Below are 18,207 nucleotides of genomic sequence, written 5' to 3' on the forward strand. Positions count from 1 at the left end.
GATTCCCGCACATTCTTTTACTTATTTATCACCAATTCCACCCATTAATTAGGTTCGGTATAACTTGCTCGGGTGAGCTGGTACTTGGCCATTTTGTCATACAGCGTTTTACGTGGGATTTGCAACAGTGCCATGGTCTGTTTGATACTGCCTTGGCTTTGGGCTAATGCATCTTCAATGAGTGACTGCTCATAGTAAGCGACTTTTTGCGCCAAACTCAGTACTTCTTGCTGCGATTCAAGCGCTTGTATTGAGTGAGTGGCTAATTGCTCGCCAAGCAATACCGTACGCTCAGCATGGTTGCGCAGCTCACGTACATTGCCCGGCCAATCATATTGCATCAGTTGCGCACGCAGGGGCTCTGTTAACGCCATACTGGGTTTATGAAAACGCGTGGCGGCGATAGATAAGAAGTGCTGATACAAAAGGGGGATATCGGCTTTTCTTTGCCGTAGTGCCGGGATCGGCACTTTTAAAAGATTGAGGCGAAAGAACAAGTCGGCGCGAAACTGTCCAATATCCACTAGGGTTTGCAAATCGACCTTGGTTGCCGCAATCACTCGCATATCAAGATCAATGCTCTGGTTCGAGCCGACGGGGGTGACTTGGCGCTCTTCGAGCACACGCAGTAATTTAACTTGTAAGCTTGCTGACATCGCTTCGATTTCATCGAGAAAAACCGTACCGCCATTGGCGTAAGCGAACTTGCCTTCGCGTGCCTGATTAGCCCCAGTATACGCACCACTGGCTGCACCGAAGAGCTCACTTTCAATCAACTCTTCTGGAATTGCACCACAGTTGATTGCCACAAAGTGGCCTTGGTTGCGATCGCCATGTTCGTGTAAATAACGCGCGACGAGCTCCTTCCCGGTGCCGGTTTCACCTTCGATTAATACATCTGCGGGGGTGTCTCTAATCGCATCAAGTAACTGCATCATCTGCTGTATTTGTGGGGTTTCCCCCAAAATACGCACCCCAGGAGCACAATGATGCTCTATTTGCCGTTTTAATTGGCGATTCTCTAGCACTAGTTTGCGTTTATCCAAAGCCCGTGCCAGACAATCTAATAGCTGTTCATTGACCGGTTTTTCAAATAAATCATAGGCCCCTTGCTGCATCGCCTTTACTGCGGTACTCACATCGGCATAGCCAGTTAAAAACACCACCGGCAACTCAGAGTCAAACTGCTGAACCTGCTGCAAAAACGCCAAACCATCCAGTTTAGGCATATTAATATCGCTAAGCACCACACCGGCAAAGCTACGGTTAAGCTTATGCAAGGCTTTATTGGCATCGTCAAAACACACGACCTGATAGCCCTCAAGCTCTAACAATTGCTTTAAGGAGTCACGGATACTCGGTTCATCGTCAATAACGTAGATAGTCTGTGCATTGCTCATATTTGTGGCTCTTGTTGATGCAAACTAATTAAAAATTCAGCGCCGCCATCAGGGTGATTATGAGCGCTAAGCGTGCCTTGAAAGGACTCGATAATTTGCTTAGAAATGGATAACCCCAGCCCTAGGCCATGCTCGGATTTAGTGGTGTAAAATGGCTCAAAAATGCTGCTTAGCGCATGATGCTCTATCCCCGAGCCGGTGTCGATAATGGATAAATACACATTCTCGTCGTCACTATCAGCTTCAATACGCAACCGCTTCACCGCCTGTTTTTCCATGGCTTGGCAGGCATTAGCAAAAAGGTTCACCAGCACCTGCTCAAATTGATACGGGTCAACCCACACCGTCACATTGGGCGGGTGGTAGCATACCTCAACACCGTATTCTTTGAGTTGCGGCCCTGCAACCAACAAAGCGTTATCTATGGTTTGCGCCAATGACGTTGCTTGCATTTTATGCTCACGCTTTTGACTAAAAGATTTTAGTTGCGCCGCAATGGCATGAACGCGATTAACTAATTGCTCGATTAGCTGTAAGTTGCTGAGCGCTTTATCATATTGACCACGAGCAATAAGCCGTTTACTGGCGGCAATATACGCACTCATGGCACTGAGCGGCTGATTAATTTCATGGTTAACGCTGGCACTAAGTTGACCGATGGTGGCGAGTTTAGCGGTGCGTACTAGGGCATCTTGGGCTTGCTCCAACTCCTGACTTCGCTGCTTCACCTGCTCGGCAAGGGAGCGCTCGCTGTAAAGCAGTTGCCGATACCCCGCTACCTTCACCAATAAATACTCAACCAAGGCAATCAAGACCAATAAACACATGAGGGTGACACCAAGGCGCGCCACCAAGGTTTCATTAAGGTAATTGCGAGGCACGAGGGTCAATAGTTGATAAGGTGCACGCGCCAAAGCGGTGTCATCAATCACAAAGGTGCGCTTGCGCTTTGCAATGTAAACCTGCGCTTGACCTTGCCACTGCCAAGGCGCCAGTGCGATGGTGCGCTCAAGGAATTGCTGCGACTGCTTTAGTTGCTGGTGCTGCGGCGTCGTCATTGGCGACAACGAGGTTAATCGCCACGGTTCAGCGTTCGACATCAACACCACGTGATTCTCATCAACCAATGCAAATAGCGTATCTTGCACGCTATCGAGTGCCGCTTTATCGGCCTCAAACTGGCTGGCATTCACTTTAACAACGATGACGCCGGCCACCTCACCTGCGACTATGACAGCTTGAGAAAAGTAAAAACCGCGCTTGCGAGAGCGCTGCCCTAGGGCAAAATCAATGGCGCTATGGTGGCGCATAGCATCTCGAAAGTAGCCGCGAAAAGCAAAGTTATTGCCTTTGTAGCTGTAGGGTAAATGCCAATTACTGGTCGCAACCACAGTGCCTGATGTGTTGAGTAAATACACATCAGAGGCGCCACTGGCCAGTTGCATATCGTGCAGATAGCGGTCGGTATCTTGACTGGCTGCGCGCTTTATATCCAAGGCTTGGTGCACTGCTTTACTGCGACTCAAGGAATCGACAATACGTTGATAGCGGCTAAACTGCCTATCGATATAGTCACTGAGGTGCGCCCCTTGCACCCTTGCTTGCTGGTGCGCACGTTGCGCCTGCTGCTGCACGGTCACCTGCACGGTCAACACCATAGCGACCACCAGCACTACGCTATAAACAAGAAGCTTAATGACCAGCTTATTTGACACGTATTATTCACTTATTGATGGTGATATTCGCCCTCAGTGTACCAGTGTGACGACCACGATGGTAGCGGTGCAACAACAAGCGATGGGCGAGTTTAGCGCGCATTCGAGCAATAAAAAGGCCGCTAATGCGGCCAACAGGAGACACAGCGATGACGCTGAAAAGGCTATTTTTGTAGCACTAGAGCAATGGACTCTGGCGCCACGAAAGCATAGCTGGCATCTGCACTGACATCCCCACTGACACGGTTAAGGATATTATCCCAGCGCATCACCAAGCCATTGGACTTTTCTGCGAGGTATAAATCGCGCCCACTGAACATAATGTCTACTGGGTTTCCTAACATCGAATTAGGCCCGCTAATAGCAATATCAATGTTGGTTAGCCCAGAGGCCATGGCCGCGCTATTGAGCACATAAATTTTACCGTCGGTAGCATCGGCGGCGCTGCCCACATCTGTCACGATTAAGGCATCGCTCAGCGGGTCGTAGTCAATGCCATGAATATTGGTGGGCGCCGCCACAGCCATACCTGACATTGCCGGGACAATGAGTCGGTCTTCGCCGGCCAGGGTGCTCATTCCACCATACATCTTAGCGCTGACTTCATCGAACACGGCGATGGTGCCATTGGTTAAGGCCACAAAAGCGCGGTCGCTTTGGGCATCATAATCAACATCCCAAGGGCGTGCATCGTTGGCTGGCAGCAAGGTCATCAGCGGCGCCACATTGCCCGACGCACAGCGCGAAAAAACTTTGATACCGCGATTACTAGTCGAGAATTCGGCAACAAACATGAGCCCTTGCTTGGATGCGATATCGATCCCTTTCGGTGAGGTTAACGTGGTGTTGGTGCCACTTACCATACGATCCTGACTCAAGGTGAACATGCCGTTATCACGGGTGTTGGCAATACGGTTTGCGATGATAACACCGCCAGAGCTGCCATCACTGCTATCGAAAGTGGCGTAACCGTTACTCTCAATATCAAAGGTCACGCTTTCAATGGTCGCTTGCGTATCAAAGCCCATGCTCATAGCCGACAGCGGCGCATTTAGTTGCGCTATCATTCCGGTTGTCGGCCCAGCAGTTCCCGGATTAGATGACACCGCAACGCCACGCACTGTGGCTGGCCTATCAATATCTGAAGCATCAAGATGCGTGGTGTGTTGTTTGCGAGCAAGAGACTCGGGTTTGCTGGTCATGGTCACAAAATCAGGAGCGATATCACCGCTGGCACCATTGAAAATATTGGTGTACACCAAAATCGCATCGTTCGACTTCTCGGCCACTCGCAAGGTAGCGCCCTCTAGGAGAATATCAACCGGATTACCTAGGCGGGTGCTTGGGCCCGCTATCATACGGCTTACAGGGGTATTGCCATCAGCCATTGCCGCACCTTCAATGACAAACAGCGCGCCATCATCGGGACTCTGCGCACTGCCAACATCAGATAACACTAAACGGTTTTGGCTGCCATCGAAGGCGATGCCATGTAAATTTACGCCAATGGCGTCGCCGTTACTGTCGCTTGGAACAATCGTACGAGCTGGGGTGGCTGTCATGCCTGAAGCAATGTAATTGTCGTACACCGCGACAGTGCCATTGGTGAGTGCAGCGTAGAGGCGGTCATTAATATCGTCATAGGCGAGATCCCAAGGAGCGGCATCGGTGGCGGTTACGGCAATTGGTGCGTTATCACCACTTGCCATCGCACCAAAGGCGCTGATTTGCATAGCGCCAAAGTCAGCAACCAATAAAATCCCGTGTGCGCTGGCGAGCGTCATCCCCTTGGGGTTTACCAAGGTGCTATTGGGGCCAGATATTGCGCGATCCCAAGTGCTAGAGAAGCCATTGTTTTGCGCCCATAGCGATGTTGCGCACAGTGTTTTAATACTGCCAGTATCGGCATCCCCGGCTTGAATAAGCTGATCTTGATGGCCGTATACCAGCCCTTGATTGTTGGTAGTTTCTAGCGTGTATAACAGTTCACCGTATTCATTAGTGACATCAACGGTGCCGGCATTATCGCTGCCATTATTTGCACGTAAGAAGGTGCCTGCTGACAAGGCCGGACGGCCGTCTTCTCCGTCGTTACCATCACTACCTGGCGCGCCATCGGCTCCTGGCGCACCATCACTGCCATCATCACCGCTACAGCCAGCAATGAGTCCGGCGCAGGCCAAGGCGATGATACTCAGCTTTATCGCATTGGAGTGGGTAGAAGGTGTGAGCTGCTGCGATGCAGCAGAAGTATGTTGATTACGCATATCCATTCCTCGCAAGTTGTTAAACCGTGTTATAACGTGTCTTCGCTATACTGCTTCACGTCCTAGCCCTGACGTCGCTATCTTTAGTTACATCAGGGGCGTAACGGCTTAACCTCGCAATTGGATGCAAAATTATTCAAATTATCAGTGAAAAAATTATAACCATCTGATTTAAAAAGGGGTAATGATACCCCTTTTTCAGTAACTAAAACGCCTTAAGCGTCTTTGAGTACCAGTTGTACCTCAATATTATCTCGGGTCGCATTTGAGTAAGGGCAGACTTGGTGGGCTTTTTCAATCAATTGTTGCGCTTCATCTGTAGCCATATCTGGCAGATGGATCTCCAATTTGGCCTTGATGCCAAAACCGCCTTCAATCGGCCCTATTGAGACCTGCGCGTCAATGGCGGTGCCCTCAGGTAAAGAGGTATTTCCCTCGTTGGCAACGTGGCGCATAGCGCCGATAAAACACGCTGAATACCCTGCTGCAAATAACTGCTCCGGATTGGTCCCCTGGCCATCATCGCCGCCTAACCCTTTAGGCGTGGACAGGGTCACGTCCAAACGACCATCGTCTGATTGAGCATGGCCTTCGCGGCCACCTTCGGTATGTACTTTCGCGGTGTAAGCAACCTCATTAAGTGTCTTCATACTGTGCTCCTCTTTAGCAGTTGATGCTAAGTGTGATAAGCGAATTACCAAGTTTTCCTTGGGCCTAAAATGGGTGTTGCGACGCGAGCGATGGTTTTCAAGACCAATGACAATAAAAATGCGACCAGCAACCATTGGCCATGTTTACCCCACCAGCTCCCTTAGCTACACTAGCGCCACCTCATCAAACACGGATGATTGCTATGTTTTCTCCCCAATACCGTGTGCTACTCAGCGCTGTTTTTTGTGTTTTATTGGCCATGGTCACGATTCAATCGGGCGCTTCAATTGCCAAACAGCTATTTCCCCTAGTAGGCCCTGAGGGGACCACAGCCTTGCGCTTAGGCTTCTCAGCCTTGGTACTGTGTCTGGTTTTTCGTCCCTGGAAAGCGCTTCCCCAGGGCACCGAGTGGCGCAGTATTATCACCTATGGCTTGTGCTTAGGCGGTATGAACATCACCTTTTATTATGCTATCGAGCGTATCCCCTTAGGGATCGGTGTGGCGCTGGAATTCACTGGGCCTTTGTGCGTTGCATTGCTGAGCTCAAAACGTAAACGTGATTTAGTGTGGGTGGCATTGGCCATCGCAGGTATTGTGTTGCTGCTACCGGAGATAGATGCGCAAACGGGCCTCGACCCCGTCGGTGTTATTCTCGCATTAGCGGCCGGTGGTTTCTGGGCAGGCTACATCCTCTTTGGTAAGCGCACCGGAGGGCAAAGCTCCGGTGGACGCACTGTTGCTTTAGGCATGAGTGTAGCAGCCCTGGTATTAGTCCCCTATGGCGCAGCATTTCAAGGCATGGACTTACTGAGTTGGCAGGTGATCCCGCTCGGCCTATTGGTCGGTGTGATGTCCAGCGCCTTACCTTATACGCTGGAAATGATTGCTCTTAGAAATATGCCAGCCCAAGGCTTTAGCGTGATGATGAGTATGGAACCGGCCATTGCCGCTTTGGCCGGATTCATGATCTTGGGCGAATTGCTGACGCCATTACAATGGCTGGCCGTAGCCTTAGTGATCACCGCGTCCATTGGCTCATCATTGCAACCTAATAAAGCATAGCCAGGTATATTTCACTAGCCTTGAAAATAAAAGGTTAATCGATTTAAGCAAATTTGATCGTTTCTCATATGGCTTTCGTAATCGCCCTAGTTGGACACGCAGTAAACGTCCCTCTGTGAGCAATCAATTTACAGGAAGCCATTATGAGATACCTACTGTTACTGAGTAGTCTACTATTTGTGAGTGCCTGTAGTGATGACGATGACGACAACGTTACTACACCGCCTCCCCCTCCTCCCGCACCAGAATTTTCTGCCACACAAACTTATGAGCTAACGCTCAGCGCCAAGCAAGAAGTACCGATGAACGATTCTATGCAAAGCGCTGCTGCCACCGTTGAGCTTGATGAGAACCTGATGCAGTTTCGAGCCTCTCTCGATGTCAGTGATGTCGAAGGCTTTAGTGCTGCCCACATTCATGATGGAGATATCGGCGAAAATGGCGATGTCGCCTTCACCTTTAGCGCTGCCAGTGAAGGCATGTTAGAGGTGGCCATCACCGATCTAAGTGAAGACTTAGTATCGGACTTAATGGACGGCGACTGGTACATTAATGTCCACACCGACGCCTACCCAGACGGAGAACTTCGCGCCCAGATTGTGCCTGATACCACCTCCATTATCACCTTTAAGCTAAGCGGCGAGCAGCAAGTTCCCGCTAACGACAGCGCCGGTCTTGGTTATGGCTATGCTGCCTTTGACAGCACCAATAATGAGTTAGCGCTGCGCGCTGTAACCATGGGCGTGGACGATGCCACCGCCGCACATATTCATACCGGACGCATAGGTAGCAATGGTGAGGTGTTAGTGGTACTCGAACAAGATGATGAGGTCATGACCGATTGGGTTGCACCTGAGGGCACGCAAATCGACGCCGATACACTCTCTGTTCTGCTCTCTGGCGGCCATTATGTTAATGTTCATACCCCTGATTTTCCCGATGGTGAAATTCGCGGGCAAATTCTGACAGATAACTTTGTTGTCGCAACTTTCCCACTAACCGGTGCTCAAGAAGTTCCAGCGGTTGACACTATGGCATCTGGTGACGGTTATGCCCTAGTCAACACCGACGACTATAGCGTTGAGCTGAAGGTCAACACCACCGGCGTTGATGATGCCAGCGCGGCGCATATCCATACCGGCCGTGTAGGCACCAATGGTGAAGTGTTGGTCGCCCTTGAGCAATCTCTTGACGATGCCGGTACGTGGATGGCCCCTGAAGGCACACAAATCGATGCTGATATTTTTGCTGTGCTGGCCTCTGGCGGTCACTACGTCAATGTGCATACCCCAGCCAATGCCGGCGGCGAATTACGCGGACAAATACTGACCAGTAATTTTGCCTTGGCCACTTTTGCCCTCTCCGGCGCGCAAGAAGTGCCAGCTGTTAGTACGACCGCCACGGGTAGTGGTTACGCCTTGGTGAATACCAGCGATTACAGCACCGAAGTACGGGTTGTCACCGAAGGCGTCGATGATGCCACCGCCGCCCATATTCACACCGGTCGTGTAGGTACCAATGGCGAGGTCTTTGTTGCCTTGGAGCAGTCGATGGAGGATGCCGGGGTGTGGATGACCCCAGAGGGCACGCAAATTGATGCCGATATATTCGCGGTGCTGGCCTCAGGTGGTCACTATGTCAACGTGCATACGCCAGCAAACACCGGCGGCGAGTTACGCGGACAAATACTGACCAGTAATTATGCGCTGGCCACCTTCGCGCTAAGTGGTGCCCAAGAAGTGCCTGCGGTATCCACTTCCGCCTCAGGCAGTGGTTACGCCCTGGTGAATACCAGCGACTACAGCACTGAAGTACGGGTTGTCACCGAAGGCGTCGATGATGCCACAGCTGCACACATTCATACCGGCCGTATTGGTACCAACGGCGAGGTGTTTGTTACGCTCGAGCAATCCATGGATGATGCTGGGGTGTGGATGACCCCAGAGGGCACACAAATTGATGCCGATATTTTCGCAGTGCTGGCTTCAGGCGGTCATTATGTCAATGTGCATACACCGGCCAATACCGGGGGTGAGCTGCGCGGACAAATTCTTACTGACAACTATGTACTTGTCGCCTTTCCTTTGAGTGGCGATCAGCAAGTACCCATGGTGACCACAGACGCTTTTGGTGATGGCTATGCCCTAGTTAACACCAACGACTATGGCGTCGAGCTGCAAGTGCTTACCAGCGGTGTCAGTGATGCCACTATGGCGCACATTCACACCGGTAACCTGGGTGAGAATGGCCCGGTCTTAGTCGCCCTAGAGCAAGACATGGAGAACGCCAACCGTTGGATGGCACCAGCGGAGACGGCCATTACCGCAGAAATTTTTGCCATTTTAGCCAGTGGTGGCCATTACGTGAATATCCATACGCCTGCCTTTCCAGACGGAGAAATACGCGGACAGATTCAATAAAGCTTACATATTAAGGCCAGCAAAGCTGGCCTTTTTTATTTCCTCGCCGTGCTAATTCATTCTTTATCTACCTGCTGGCGCTGCTTAGTGGTTAATTCATCGGCTACGGTTGCCCCACGTTCTCCTCTTGAGCGAGGCTCGCCTATGGTGCTATCTGTCAAGGTTTGTTGCTCAATACTGGCGTTAATCGCTGCGCCCAGAATGACAATATAGGCGCTGATATAGAGCCACATCAACATGATCACCACACCAGCCAGTGAGCCATAGGTTTCACTGTAAGAGGCGAACCGTGAGACGTAAAAAGAAAAGCCAATCGAGGCGACAACCCACATGCAGGTGGCAATGAGCGCACCGCAAGAGAGCCATCGCCACTTAGCCGCTCGACGATGCGGCGCGTAGCGATAAATAATACTCAGTGACAATAAAAAGATGGCAGCCAACAGCGCCCACGTGATTAATTTTATAGTCCAGTCTATGTTGCGCTCGAAGCCCACATAATTGAGTATTACCGGTAATATACCAATGGTGGCAAGGGCCACCACCGCAATAATGATGGCGCCAAAAGCAAAAACAAAGCGCGTTAATAGGGCAATAAATAAATTGCGCTTTTTACTCTCGTGATAACTAATATTGCACGCAGTGATCATCGCTTGCGCGCCTTTGGAGCTACTCCAAATGGTCAACACGAAACCGACAATGGCACTGATGCTTAGGTTTGCTTGAGATTGCGCATTCAGCTCTTGTACTTGGCTCATGACCAAGTCTTGGCTCGCCGGTGCAAGTAAGCTCAGTACTCTATCAAGTTGTTCAACCATATCTGCTGCTGAGAAGAAATAGCCATACAGTGATAATAATGCCGCAAGAGCTGGAAAAATCGCCAACAAGCCATAAAATGCTACCCCCGCAGCGACGAGGGATAAGTTGTCTTGGCCTAAATTATGGACCAGCCGTTTGCTTATATCCCACCACCCCCGTAGTGGAACATCACTGGGCTTTTGAGCCTGATAACCTCGCTTTTTCAACATATTACTCCGTTATCTTGGCGGCACAGCCGCACCGTCTTCGTACTTTGTTAACTAGCAATAACAGCGCCAACATAGTGGCACTGGATTTGCTCGCGTATACCCCTATTCGTTCATTTGTGGGCTAAAAACACCATGAGTATTGACCTCACCACTGTGATTTTAAAGGCTGCTGAGCGCATTGCACCGCCAATGCCTGAGCCCTCTTGGCAAGCATTGAGTGAACAGTTTAGGCAGTTTTTACACAACGCTTGGCAAATGTTACCTAATCTCAGCCTTGGCCTCGCAGTCATGATCCTATGCTGCCTGCTCGCTCGCCCTGTGGCCTACCTGTTGATCAAACCTTTGCATCGGTTCAGCCAAAGCCGTTTAGTTCAGGTGGTCATGCGCCGTTTTATCAGTATTCTCATTATGCTGCTGGGTGTTTATGTGTTTCTTCGTCTGGCCGCACTGACTGAATTTGCTGTCGCAGTAATGAGTGGTACCGGCCTTATCGGACTCATTCTCGGGTTCGCCTTTAAGGACATTGCCGAGAATTTCATCTCTAGTATGCTGCTAAGCATACAGCGACCTTTTAAAATAGATGACGTAATCGAGGTGGACGGCCGTTTAGGCGTAGTGCGTAAGGTGACCGCTCGCGCGACCACTTTGGTTGACTTTGATGGCAACCATATTCAGATCCCCAACGCCACCGTGTACAAAAATGTGATCAAAAACTTCACAGCCAACCCCAAGATGCGGGGTCACTTTATTATCGGCGTTGGTTACGACAATAACTTAAGGCAGGCTCAACAGCTTGCTTTACAGTGTATTAGCAGTAAAACCATGGTATTGAGCGACCCACCACCACAAGTGTTAATTGATAATCTCGGTGCATCCACCGCTAACCTGCAGGTTTATTTCTGGGTTGATAGCGAACGCTTCAGTGTGCTCAAAGTGGCCTCGCACCTGATGCGCGAGGTGGTCGATACCTTTACCGAACAGGAGATCAGCATGCCTGACGATGCTCGAGAGCGCATTATTGTTAACCAACCTGACGCCTCAGCCGATGCTACGCATGCACAGCCACAGCAGGCAAAACCGAGTACTGGCGCCAGCAGCCATAATCAAGCGGTGGATGACATCAGTAGCGACGCCGAAGATATCCGTGAACAGGCGCAAAAATCCCGAGAGCCTGAACAAGGCAACAACATCATCTAGCTGAGCTCGGCTATCAGCGCATCAAGTTGCAGTGCCATGGCATTAACTTCTTCTCGCTGACACTGCAGAGATTGACTTAGGGTGTCTCGCCACTGCTTAGCGCTGCTTTGCAGCGCCAAACCCGCCTCAGTAAGCGCTATTTGCAATTGCCTTTCATCATCATCACTGCGCACTCGAGATAGCAGCTCCTGCTTTTGCATCCGTTTTAACAGCGGCGTCAATGTGCCTGAGTCAAGGTGCAGCTCTGCGCCAAGTGATTTAAGACTCATGGGCAATTGTTGCTGTTCATGGCGCTGCCAAAGCACCAAAAGCACTAGATATTGAGGATAAGTCAGGCCCAGCTCATTCAACATAGGTTGATAGCCCCGCACAACTAGCCGAGAGGCAGTGTAGAGCTTAAAACAAAGTTGATTTTGCAAATATAAGGTGCTGTTATCTGTCATTTAGGGTGCTAATAGTTGTTCAATATCGGCGCGTATAGCTTCGGGTTTTGTCGTCGGTGCGTAACGTTTCACTACCTGCCCTTGCTGGTCAACTAAGAACTTAGTGAAGTTCCACTTTATGGCCTTAGAGCCTAGCACGCCCGGCGCTTGTTGCTTTAAATAGGAAAACAAAGGGTGGGCATCGGCACCATTAACATCCACCTTAGTCATTACCGGAAACGACACGCCGTAATTAAGTTCACAAAACTCACTTATCTGCGCATCATCACCGGGCTCTTGAGCGCCAAACTGGTTACATGGAAAAGCGAGCACCACCAACCCCTTATTTTCAAAGTCTTGATAAAGCGCGTTCAACCCATGGTATTGCGGTGTAAAGCCGCACTTACTTGCAGTATTGGCGATCAGTAAGACTTTGCCTCGATATTGCTCAAGTGACACTTGCTCGCCACGGTTATTGACTGCGTTAAACTGATAAATAGACATAAAAACCTCGCAACTATATTGTGCGCAATATAATTGATCGCAATCTAAATGCTTTCAAGTTTTATTTATTGTATACAATATACATCAAGTGTATGGTCTAGTTAAACAATAAAAACTGATTCAGTATGAAGATAATAACGCTCATCCTTTTACTAATACTCATCACTGGGTGTGCATCACTCCCTCGTGATGAACCCGCTCTTGCCCCCGCAATCGATGGCTGGTCGAGTACGCCAAGGTTGGCCGAGGCAAAGCAAGCCGTTATCTTTTTGCACAGCCAAGCGAACCAGACACACCCACAGTGGCAGCAGATTAATGCGGTGCTTTATTTCTTACGCTCATACAGCTATCTCGGCGAACCCGATAAACTCAGCGAGCGCCTGCGAACTAAGCTCGCCAACTCTTTACAACGCTTGGCCAACAAGGCCAAAGAGGCGGATAGCGCCGAGTATGATCGCTTTATGGAGCATTATGCGGTGAGCATCTATCGCTTGCTTGATACCCCCGCATTGCACCCTAAGGCATCCTCTTGGATTAGCACGCTCACTGACTTTATTGCCATGCAGCCTGATACTACAACCATTCACGCTGACTATGCGCTATGGGAAAGTTATCGGGCACTGGCCTTTTTGGCTTTCAGCGCGCGCACCGAAGCGCCGCTGCAACACACTCTTGTCCGCTCGCCCTCAACCTTGACGGTGCTTAGTGATGCCCTTTCCCGCTCGCAATGGCAACAACAGCATGCACTTTGGGTATTGGGCTATTGGCATCAATTGTTACCTCTGCCACAACAACACGCGCTTGATGCCGCGATTTGGCGAGCAGTGCAACAAAGTACTGACGATGAAAACGAGCAACAGCGATTATTTTCGACCGTATATTTGGTCAACAGTTTTCGTGGTTTGAGCTACTGTAAAGAGGGCTTCCAAGCGCGCTGTGCGAGCCCCAATATTGATGATGTACTACCTATTAACCACCGGTGCAGTGAACGCTTGTTTATCCGCGCCACTTCCCTTAGCAGTGAGCAACTGCAATACAGCTGCCGCCGCTTAATCACCCAAGAACAAGATTTTCATAAACTATTCGCCAGCGACTATACGCCCGTGGCCAACGATCACAACCATGCCCTACGGGTGGTCATATTCGACAATTACAGCGACTACAATCGTTATGGTCAGCTACTGTTTGATATTCAAACTAACAATGGCGGTATGTACATAGAAGGGACGCCCAGCGATCCGCAAAACCAAGCAACGTTTTACTCATTCCGTGCGTTTTGGCTGGCCGATACTAATCGGGTGTGGAACCTCAATCATGAATATGTGCACTACCTTGATGGCCGTTATAATAAATATGGCGGTTTTGGCCACTTTGCCGAGCACCTAGTGTGGTGGAGCGAGGGCCTTGCAGAACTCATCGCCAAAGCTCAGCACAACCCTCGTGCAATCGAAGTCATAAAAGACACCGATGCCAACGAAAGACCAAGCTTACAGGCTATTTTTGCCACTGATTACAACGATAGCAGCGAGCAAATCTATCAATGGTCATACTTAGCCATGCGTTATTTACAGCAACATGATATTGATGCGCTGCGCTCACTGCAGCGCCACCTTAGGGGTGATTTTTATAAAGGCTATAAGCACACACTCGCACGTATCGCTAAGCAGCATCAAACGCAATTTGCGCGCTTTATCAATGCGATTGCAGCTACTGAGCCCAAGCAGCAACAGGATGAGACAAAAAACCGGCTATACCGATACCTTTATCGTGACTACCTAATGCCCTCACACCTAGGCTATGACGCGCATCACCGTCACTTGTTGTAATGTAAAGCCCCTTTACGCACGGTGCTAAGATAAGGTGTGAGCACCGTGATTGCCCCTCGCTTCTTTACCGTAGTAAAGCTATAACTTAATGTTTTATGGTCAGTTTTGTGAAAACATCTATACTGCTATGGGTAAGCAAGGGTGCGCGCCCTGTATCTGCACAACAATATCTTCTTGGAGGCGAAGTGACGTTCACACATAGGTTATATCGGCTTTATCATTTCGGTCTTCGCCTCGCAGCGGCGCTTTTGCCCATCCGCACGCCGCATGTTTATGCCGGGCAGCAAGCGTTGTCGCAATGGCTTTGTGAGGTTAAAAAGCAAAACCTGCGCACCTTGTTAGTGGTCAGCGACCCGGGCATCGTTGCTTTGAATTTGCAGCAGCCTATAATTGCGGCATTACATCAGCAAGGGGTTAATACGGTGCTCTACAGCGATGTTGAGGCCAATCCCGGGATACCTTGCATTGAGCAAGGGGTAAGTTGCTATCAGCAACACCTTTGCCAAGGTATTATCGCCATTGGCGGTGGCTCGGTGATGGACTGCGGCAAACTGATCGCCGCACGCATTGCTCGACCGAGTAAATCCCTGCAGCAAATGCAGGGGTTATTTAAGGTGTTGCGCCCCTTGGTGCCACTTTATGCAGTGCCAACCACAGCGGGTACTGGCTCGGAAGTCACGGTCGCCGCCGTAGTCAGCGACCATCAGCGACAAATAAAGTTCGCCATCAATGACTTATGTTTAGTACCAAAAGGGGTACTCTTGCTGCCTGAACTAACTCTTGGCTTGAGCCCACAGCTCAGTGCGACCACCGCCATAGACGCCCTCACTCACGCGATAGAGTCCTATATTGGCATTAATGCAACGCGCTTTAGTAAAGCAAAAAGCGTGGCTGCCACTAAACTGATCCTCACTCATTTACCCCTGGTTTACCAACAGCCCAACCACATCGATGCGCGCATGCACATGTTATGGGCGGCCTTTTATGCTGGCCAAGCCTTTACCCGCACCTCGGTGGGTTATGTGCATGCTATTGCCCATCAATTGGGAGCGCTGTACGGCATTGGCCACGGCCTAGCCAACGCCCTGCTGTTAGCGCCAGTGCTCAATGCCTATGGACAGCGCATCGATGCTCAGCTCACGGCGCTGGCACAACAAACTTTGGCAGCAAATAGCGATGCTCAAGATATGCGCGCGGCGATTGCCACCTTGCTACATGACTGCGCTATCCCTAATACAATTGCGCAACTGCGCCAAGAAGACATCGCCACAATAGCTAAACGAGCGATTGCTGAAGCCCATCCTGACTACCCGGTGCCCTGTTTTTTTAACCAGCACGACATCGAAACAATACTGTATTCGCTACTGCCACAACAGCAGCACTCCAAGCAAACAAGCGAGCAACAGTCGTTGGCAGGCCAGTACCGCTGAGCGTGAATGCATAACAACGTCCCCGCGCTTGCTAATATAAAGCCAGCGCGGCGGTGCCGCATGGCTATAAAGCATATATGAATTGACTCGGCCGCCGTATCGGTAGGTCAACAAATAAGGCCTGAGGCTCATCAGCTCCATAGGCATAGCCCGTAGGCTACGCCCCCGGGTGATTGTCAGTACTTCACAGCACTGCACTTTGACTTTAGCGGTCGCTGAGTTGCTGGTACACATAATTCGCCGCAATGAGGTCACTGAGCGCAGTCCCCACGGATTTAAATAAGGTGATGTCATTATCACCCTGGCGCGCCGGGCCATTGATGCTGGCTAAATCACTGAGTTGCCCTTGTATTTGCTCGGGTGAGAATACCCCCTCACTGATGGGGATTAATAGCTCCCCGGCTTCATTGAGCACGTTATCGCGGCTATCCACGTACACGCGACTGCGTTTTATCGTTTCGCTATCGCACTCACGAGCATCGCGATGATGATTGCCTATTAGGTCGATATGAGTCCCTGGTGTTAGCCATTGACCACGAAACAGCGGCGCGTGACTGCCGGTCGCACAGCAGATGGTATCGGCACTGGCAATAAGCGCTTCACTGGCTGAAGTATGCTCAAACTGACAATGAGCAAACTCTTGGCGCAGTTGCGCGAGGATGGCTTCGGCTTTGGCGGTGTTGCGGGCAACCAGACTGACTTGTTGATAATCTCGCACGCTCAGGTGCGCGCGGATCATAAACGGAGCGAGCTTGCCCGAACCAAATACCACCAGCTTTTTCGCCTGCTGCACAGCCAAATAACTGGCCGCTAATGCCGACACCGCTGAGGTGCGCCACAAGGTGATTTCGGTGCCATCCACCAGCGCTCGCGGCTCGCCATGCTGGCGCGAAAATAACATCACCTTGGAATACAAACTGGATTTACCATGGTGCTCATTATCTGGGAAATAAGTAAAAGCTTTAACCCCGATGACTTGATCATTCCATGCCGGCAGCACCGCGAACGCATCATGGTTATCGCTATCGGGGCTGAGCGGGTAGACATTGCGTCTGGGCATAGTGGCTTGACCAGCAAAGCCTTGTTGTAGCGCTTTTAACAATGGCGCATAGGCCATCACTTGCTGTACTTGCTGTTGATTAATAATCTTCATGTTCACTCCTTAGCGCGAATTGTTGAGGGGCCTGAGTCAGGCGCTGATAGCCCGTCTCGGTAACGACAATGTCTTCTTCTAAACGCACACCACCGTAGTTGGGAATGTAAATGCCGGGCTCAATGGTGATGACGTTGCCACTTTCTAGTTGATAGGGGGCATTGGCTTTAATAAAGGGCAACTCATGAAGGGTTAGGCCAACACCGTGCCCCAACCCTTCGCCGGCATAACGATGATACGGGCTCGAGGCCAACACTTGCTGAGCAGCGTGGTTTAACTCATGGCAACAAGTGCCTGCGCAGACCTGTTGCAGCGCTGCTTGTTGTGCCTTGGCTACGGTGTCAAACAAGGCTTGCTGCTCGCTAGTGGGCTCGCCCCACACATAGGTGCGGGTCATATCTGAGCGATAGCCGCTGCGCACAGCGCCAAAATCAATCAATATTAAATCGCCCTCGCATAAGCGCTTTGCTCCCGGTTCACCATGGGGTAAGGCCGTACGCTCAGCGAACAGTAAAATAGTGTCAAAAGACACCCCTTGCGAGCCACGTCGTTGCATTTGATAATCAAGCTCTATTGCCAATTCTCGCTCAGTTATGCCGCTTTCAAGCAAAGTGAGCGTATCGGCTAAGGCCGCATCGGCAATCTCAGCAGCGCCACGGATACAGGCAACCTCTTGGCTATCTTTAACACGGCGTAACCTCTCGACCACCTGTACTGTGGCAACACAGGTATTAGCGCGCAAATGCTCGGCGATATGCTGCCATTGACCAACACTAAAATGCTCTGCTTCAAAGCCCAAAACGCTGTGCTTGGCGCACACCCGAGCCAAACATTGCCCAAGGCTTTCGCGGTCGCGATCGCGCTGGATAACCTCCATCCCTGAGGTTTCCTCTAGCGCACGCAGGTAGTAACGGTAATCGGTGATCAGTAACGCGTGCTCGGCGCTGACAACCAAGGTGGCCCCATGCCCACTAAACCCGCTGAGATAAGCAATGTTTTCACCGCTGTGAATGATCAATACCTGTACTTGATGACTCTCAAGCTGTGCTCTTAAGCGCGCCATACGGCGCTGAAAATCAAATGTTACCGCCATAACTCCTCGCTCTGGTTCCTCTATAGTGATTGCCGCTAAGG

At 50.6% G+C, this 18,207-nt stretch carries 15 protein-coding genes; 6 read left to right on the forward strand and 9 right to left on the reverse strand.

Annotated elements, in window-relative coordinates; all coding sequences use genetic code 11:
- Positions 1 to 44: 44 nt before the first annotated feature.
- Positions 45 to 1,400 (reverse strand): sigma-54 dependent transcriptional regulator, encoded by a 1,356-nt coding sequence (locus MHM95_RS06545; protein ID WP_239384758.1) that lies wholly within the window; start codon positions 1,398 to 1,400, stop codon positions 45 to 47.
- On the reverse strand, positions 1,397 to 3,115 hold the full coding sequence (locus MHM95_RS06550; protein WP_239384759.1) for an ATP-binding protein: 1,719 nt from the start codon (positions 3,113 to 3,115) through the stop codon (positions 1,397 to 1,399). Before MHM95_RS06550 ends, MHM95_RS06545 begins: the two co-directional genes overlap by 4 nt.
- On the opposite strand from MHM95_RS06550, the gene MHM95_RS06555 reads away from it, so the two are divergent.
- Positions 3,096 to 3,344: a hypothetical protein gene (locus MHM95_RS06555; protein WP_239384760.1), complete on the forward strand. Its 249-nt coding sequence runs from the start codon at positions 3,096 to 3,098 to the stop codon at positions 3,342 to 3,344. The two genes, MHM95_RS06550 and MHM95_RS06555, sit on opposite strands and share 20 nt — an antisense overlap.
- On the opposite strand, the gene MHM95_RS06560 is transcribed toward MHM95_RS06555, so the two are convergent.
- Both MHM95_RS06560 and MHM95_RS06565 read right to left on the reverse strand, forming a co-directional pair.
- Entirely contained in the window at positions 3,280 to 5,382 is a 2,103-nt protein-coding gene (locus tag MHM95_RS06560) for a collagen-like protein (protein ID WP_239384761.1), read from the reverse strand. The two genes, MHM95_RS06555 and MHM95_RS06560, sit on opposite strands and share 65 nt — an antisense overlap.
- 215 nt (positions 5,383 to 5,597) lie before the next feature.
- Positions 5,598 to 6,032, reverse strand: a complete 435-nt coding sequence (locus MHM95_RS06565) for an organic hydroperoxide resistance protein (RefSeq protein ID WP_045979053.1) — start codon at positions 6,030 to 6,032, stop codon at positions 5,598 to 5,600.
- Positions 6,033 to 6,235: 203 nt separating this feature from the next.
- On the opposite strand from MHM95_RS06565, the gene MHM95_RS06570 reads away from it, so the two are divergent.
- Both MHM95_RS06570 and MHM95_RS06575 read left to right on the forward strand, forming a co-directional pair.
- Positions 6,236 to 7,096: a DMT family transporter gene (locus MHM95_RS06570; protein WP_239384762.1), complete on the forward strand. Its 861-nt coding sequence runs from the start codon at positions 6,236 to 6,238 to the stop codon at positions 7,094 to 7,096.
- Positions 7,097 to 7,239: 143 nt separating this feature from the next.
- Entirely contained in the window at positions 7,240 to 9,516 is a 2,277-nt protein-coding gene (locus MHM95_RS06575; protein WP_239384763.1) for a CHRD domain-containing protein, read from the forward strand.
- A 56-nt stretch (positions 9,517 to 9,572) separates the two neighbouring features.
- On the opposite strand, the gene MHM95_RS06580 is transcribed toward MHM95_RS06575, so the two are convergent.
- A complete protein-coding gene (locus MHM95_RS06580; protein ID WP_239384764.1) occupies positions 9,573 to 10,541 on the reverse strand; it encodes a YihY/virulence factor BrkB family protein in 969 nt (322 codons plus the stop codon).
- 189 nt (positions 10,542 to 10,730) lie between these two features.
- On the opposite strand from MHM95_RS06580, the gene MHM95_RS06585 reads away from it, so the two are divergent.
- Complete coding sequence (locus tag MHM95_RS06585; RefSeq protein WP_239384929.1) at positions 10,731 to 11,738, forward strand: mechanosensitive ion channel family protein; 1,008 nt, start codon at positions 10,731 to 10,733, stop codon at positions 11,736 to 11,738.
- Here the strand turns inward: MHM95_RS06585 and MHM95_RS06590 are convergent.
- Both MHM95_RS06590 and MHM95_RS06595 read right to left on the reverse strand, forming a co-directional pair.
- Positions 11,735 to 12,181 carry a MarR family transcriptional regulator gene (locus MHM95_RS06590; protein WP_275441895.1) on the reverse strand — a complete coding sequence of 149 codons (447 nt, stop codon included), beginning with the start codon at positions 12,179 to 12,181 and terminating at the stop codon, positions 11,735 to 11,737. The two genes, MHM95_RS06585 and MHM95_RS06590, sit on opposite strands and share 4 nt — an antisense overlap.
- Positions 12,182 to 12,664, reverse strand: coding sequence for a glutathione peroxidase (locus MHM95_RS06595; RefSeq protein ID WP_239384765.1), 483 nt, complete (start codon positions 12,662 to 12,664; stop codon positions 12,182 to 12,184).
- A 125-nt stretch (positions 12,665 to 12,789) separates the two neighbouring features.
- Between MHM95_RS06595 and MHM95_RS06600 the strand changes: the two genes are divergently transcribed.
- Entirely contained in the window at positions 12,790 to 14,490 is a 1,701-nt protein-coding gene (locus tag MHM95_RS06600; protein WP_239384766.1) for a collagenase, read from the forward strand.
- A 185-nt stretch (positions 14,491 to 14,675) separates the two neighbouring features.
- On the forward strand, positions 14,676 to 15,920 hold the full coding sequence (locus MHM95_RS06605) for an iron-containing alcohol dehydrogenase (RefSeq protein WP_239384767.1): 1,245 nt from the start codon (positions 14,676 to 14,678) through the stop codon (positions 15,918 to 15,920).
- A gap of 205 nt (positions 15,921 to 16,125) precedes the next feature.
- Here MHM95_RS06605 and MHM95_RS06610 read toward each other — a convergent pair whose 3' ends face one another.
- Entirely contained in the window at positions 16,126 to 17,073 is a 948-nt protein-coding gene (locus MHM95_RS06610) for an ornithine cyclodeaminase family protein (RefSeq protein WP_239384768.1), read from the reverse strand.
- Positions 17,060 to 18,166: a Xaa-Pro peptidase family protein gene (locus MHM95_RS06615; protein ID WP_239384769.1), complete on the reverse strand. Its 1,107-nt coding sequence runs from the start codon at positions 18,164 to 18,166 to the stop codon at positions 17,060 to 17,062. The genes MHM95_RS06610 and MHM95_RS06615 overlap by 14 nt, the downstream gene beginning before the upstream one ends.
- Positions 18,167 to 18,207: the final 41 nt, after the last annotated feature.

This window comes from Pseudoalteromonas sp. CnMc7-15 (assembly GCF_022347925.1).
In the GTDB taxonomy this organism is placed as follows: Bacteria; Pseudomonadota; Gammaproteobacteria; order Enterobacterales; family Alteromonadaceae; genus Pseudoalteromonas; species Pseudoalteromonas ruthenica.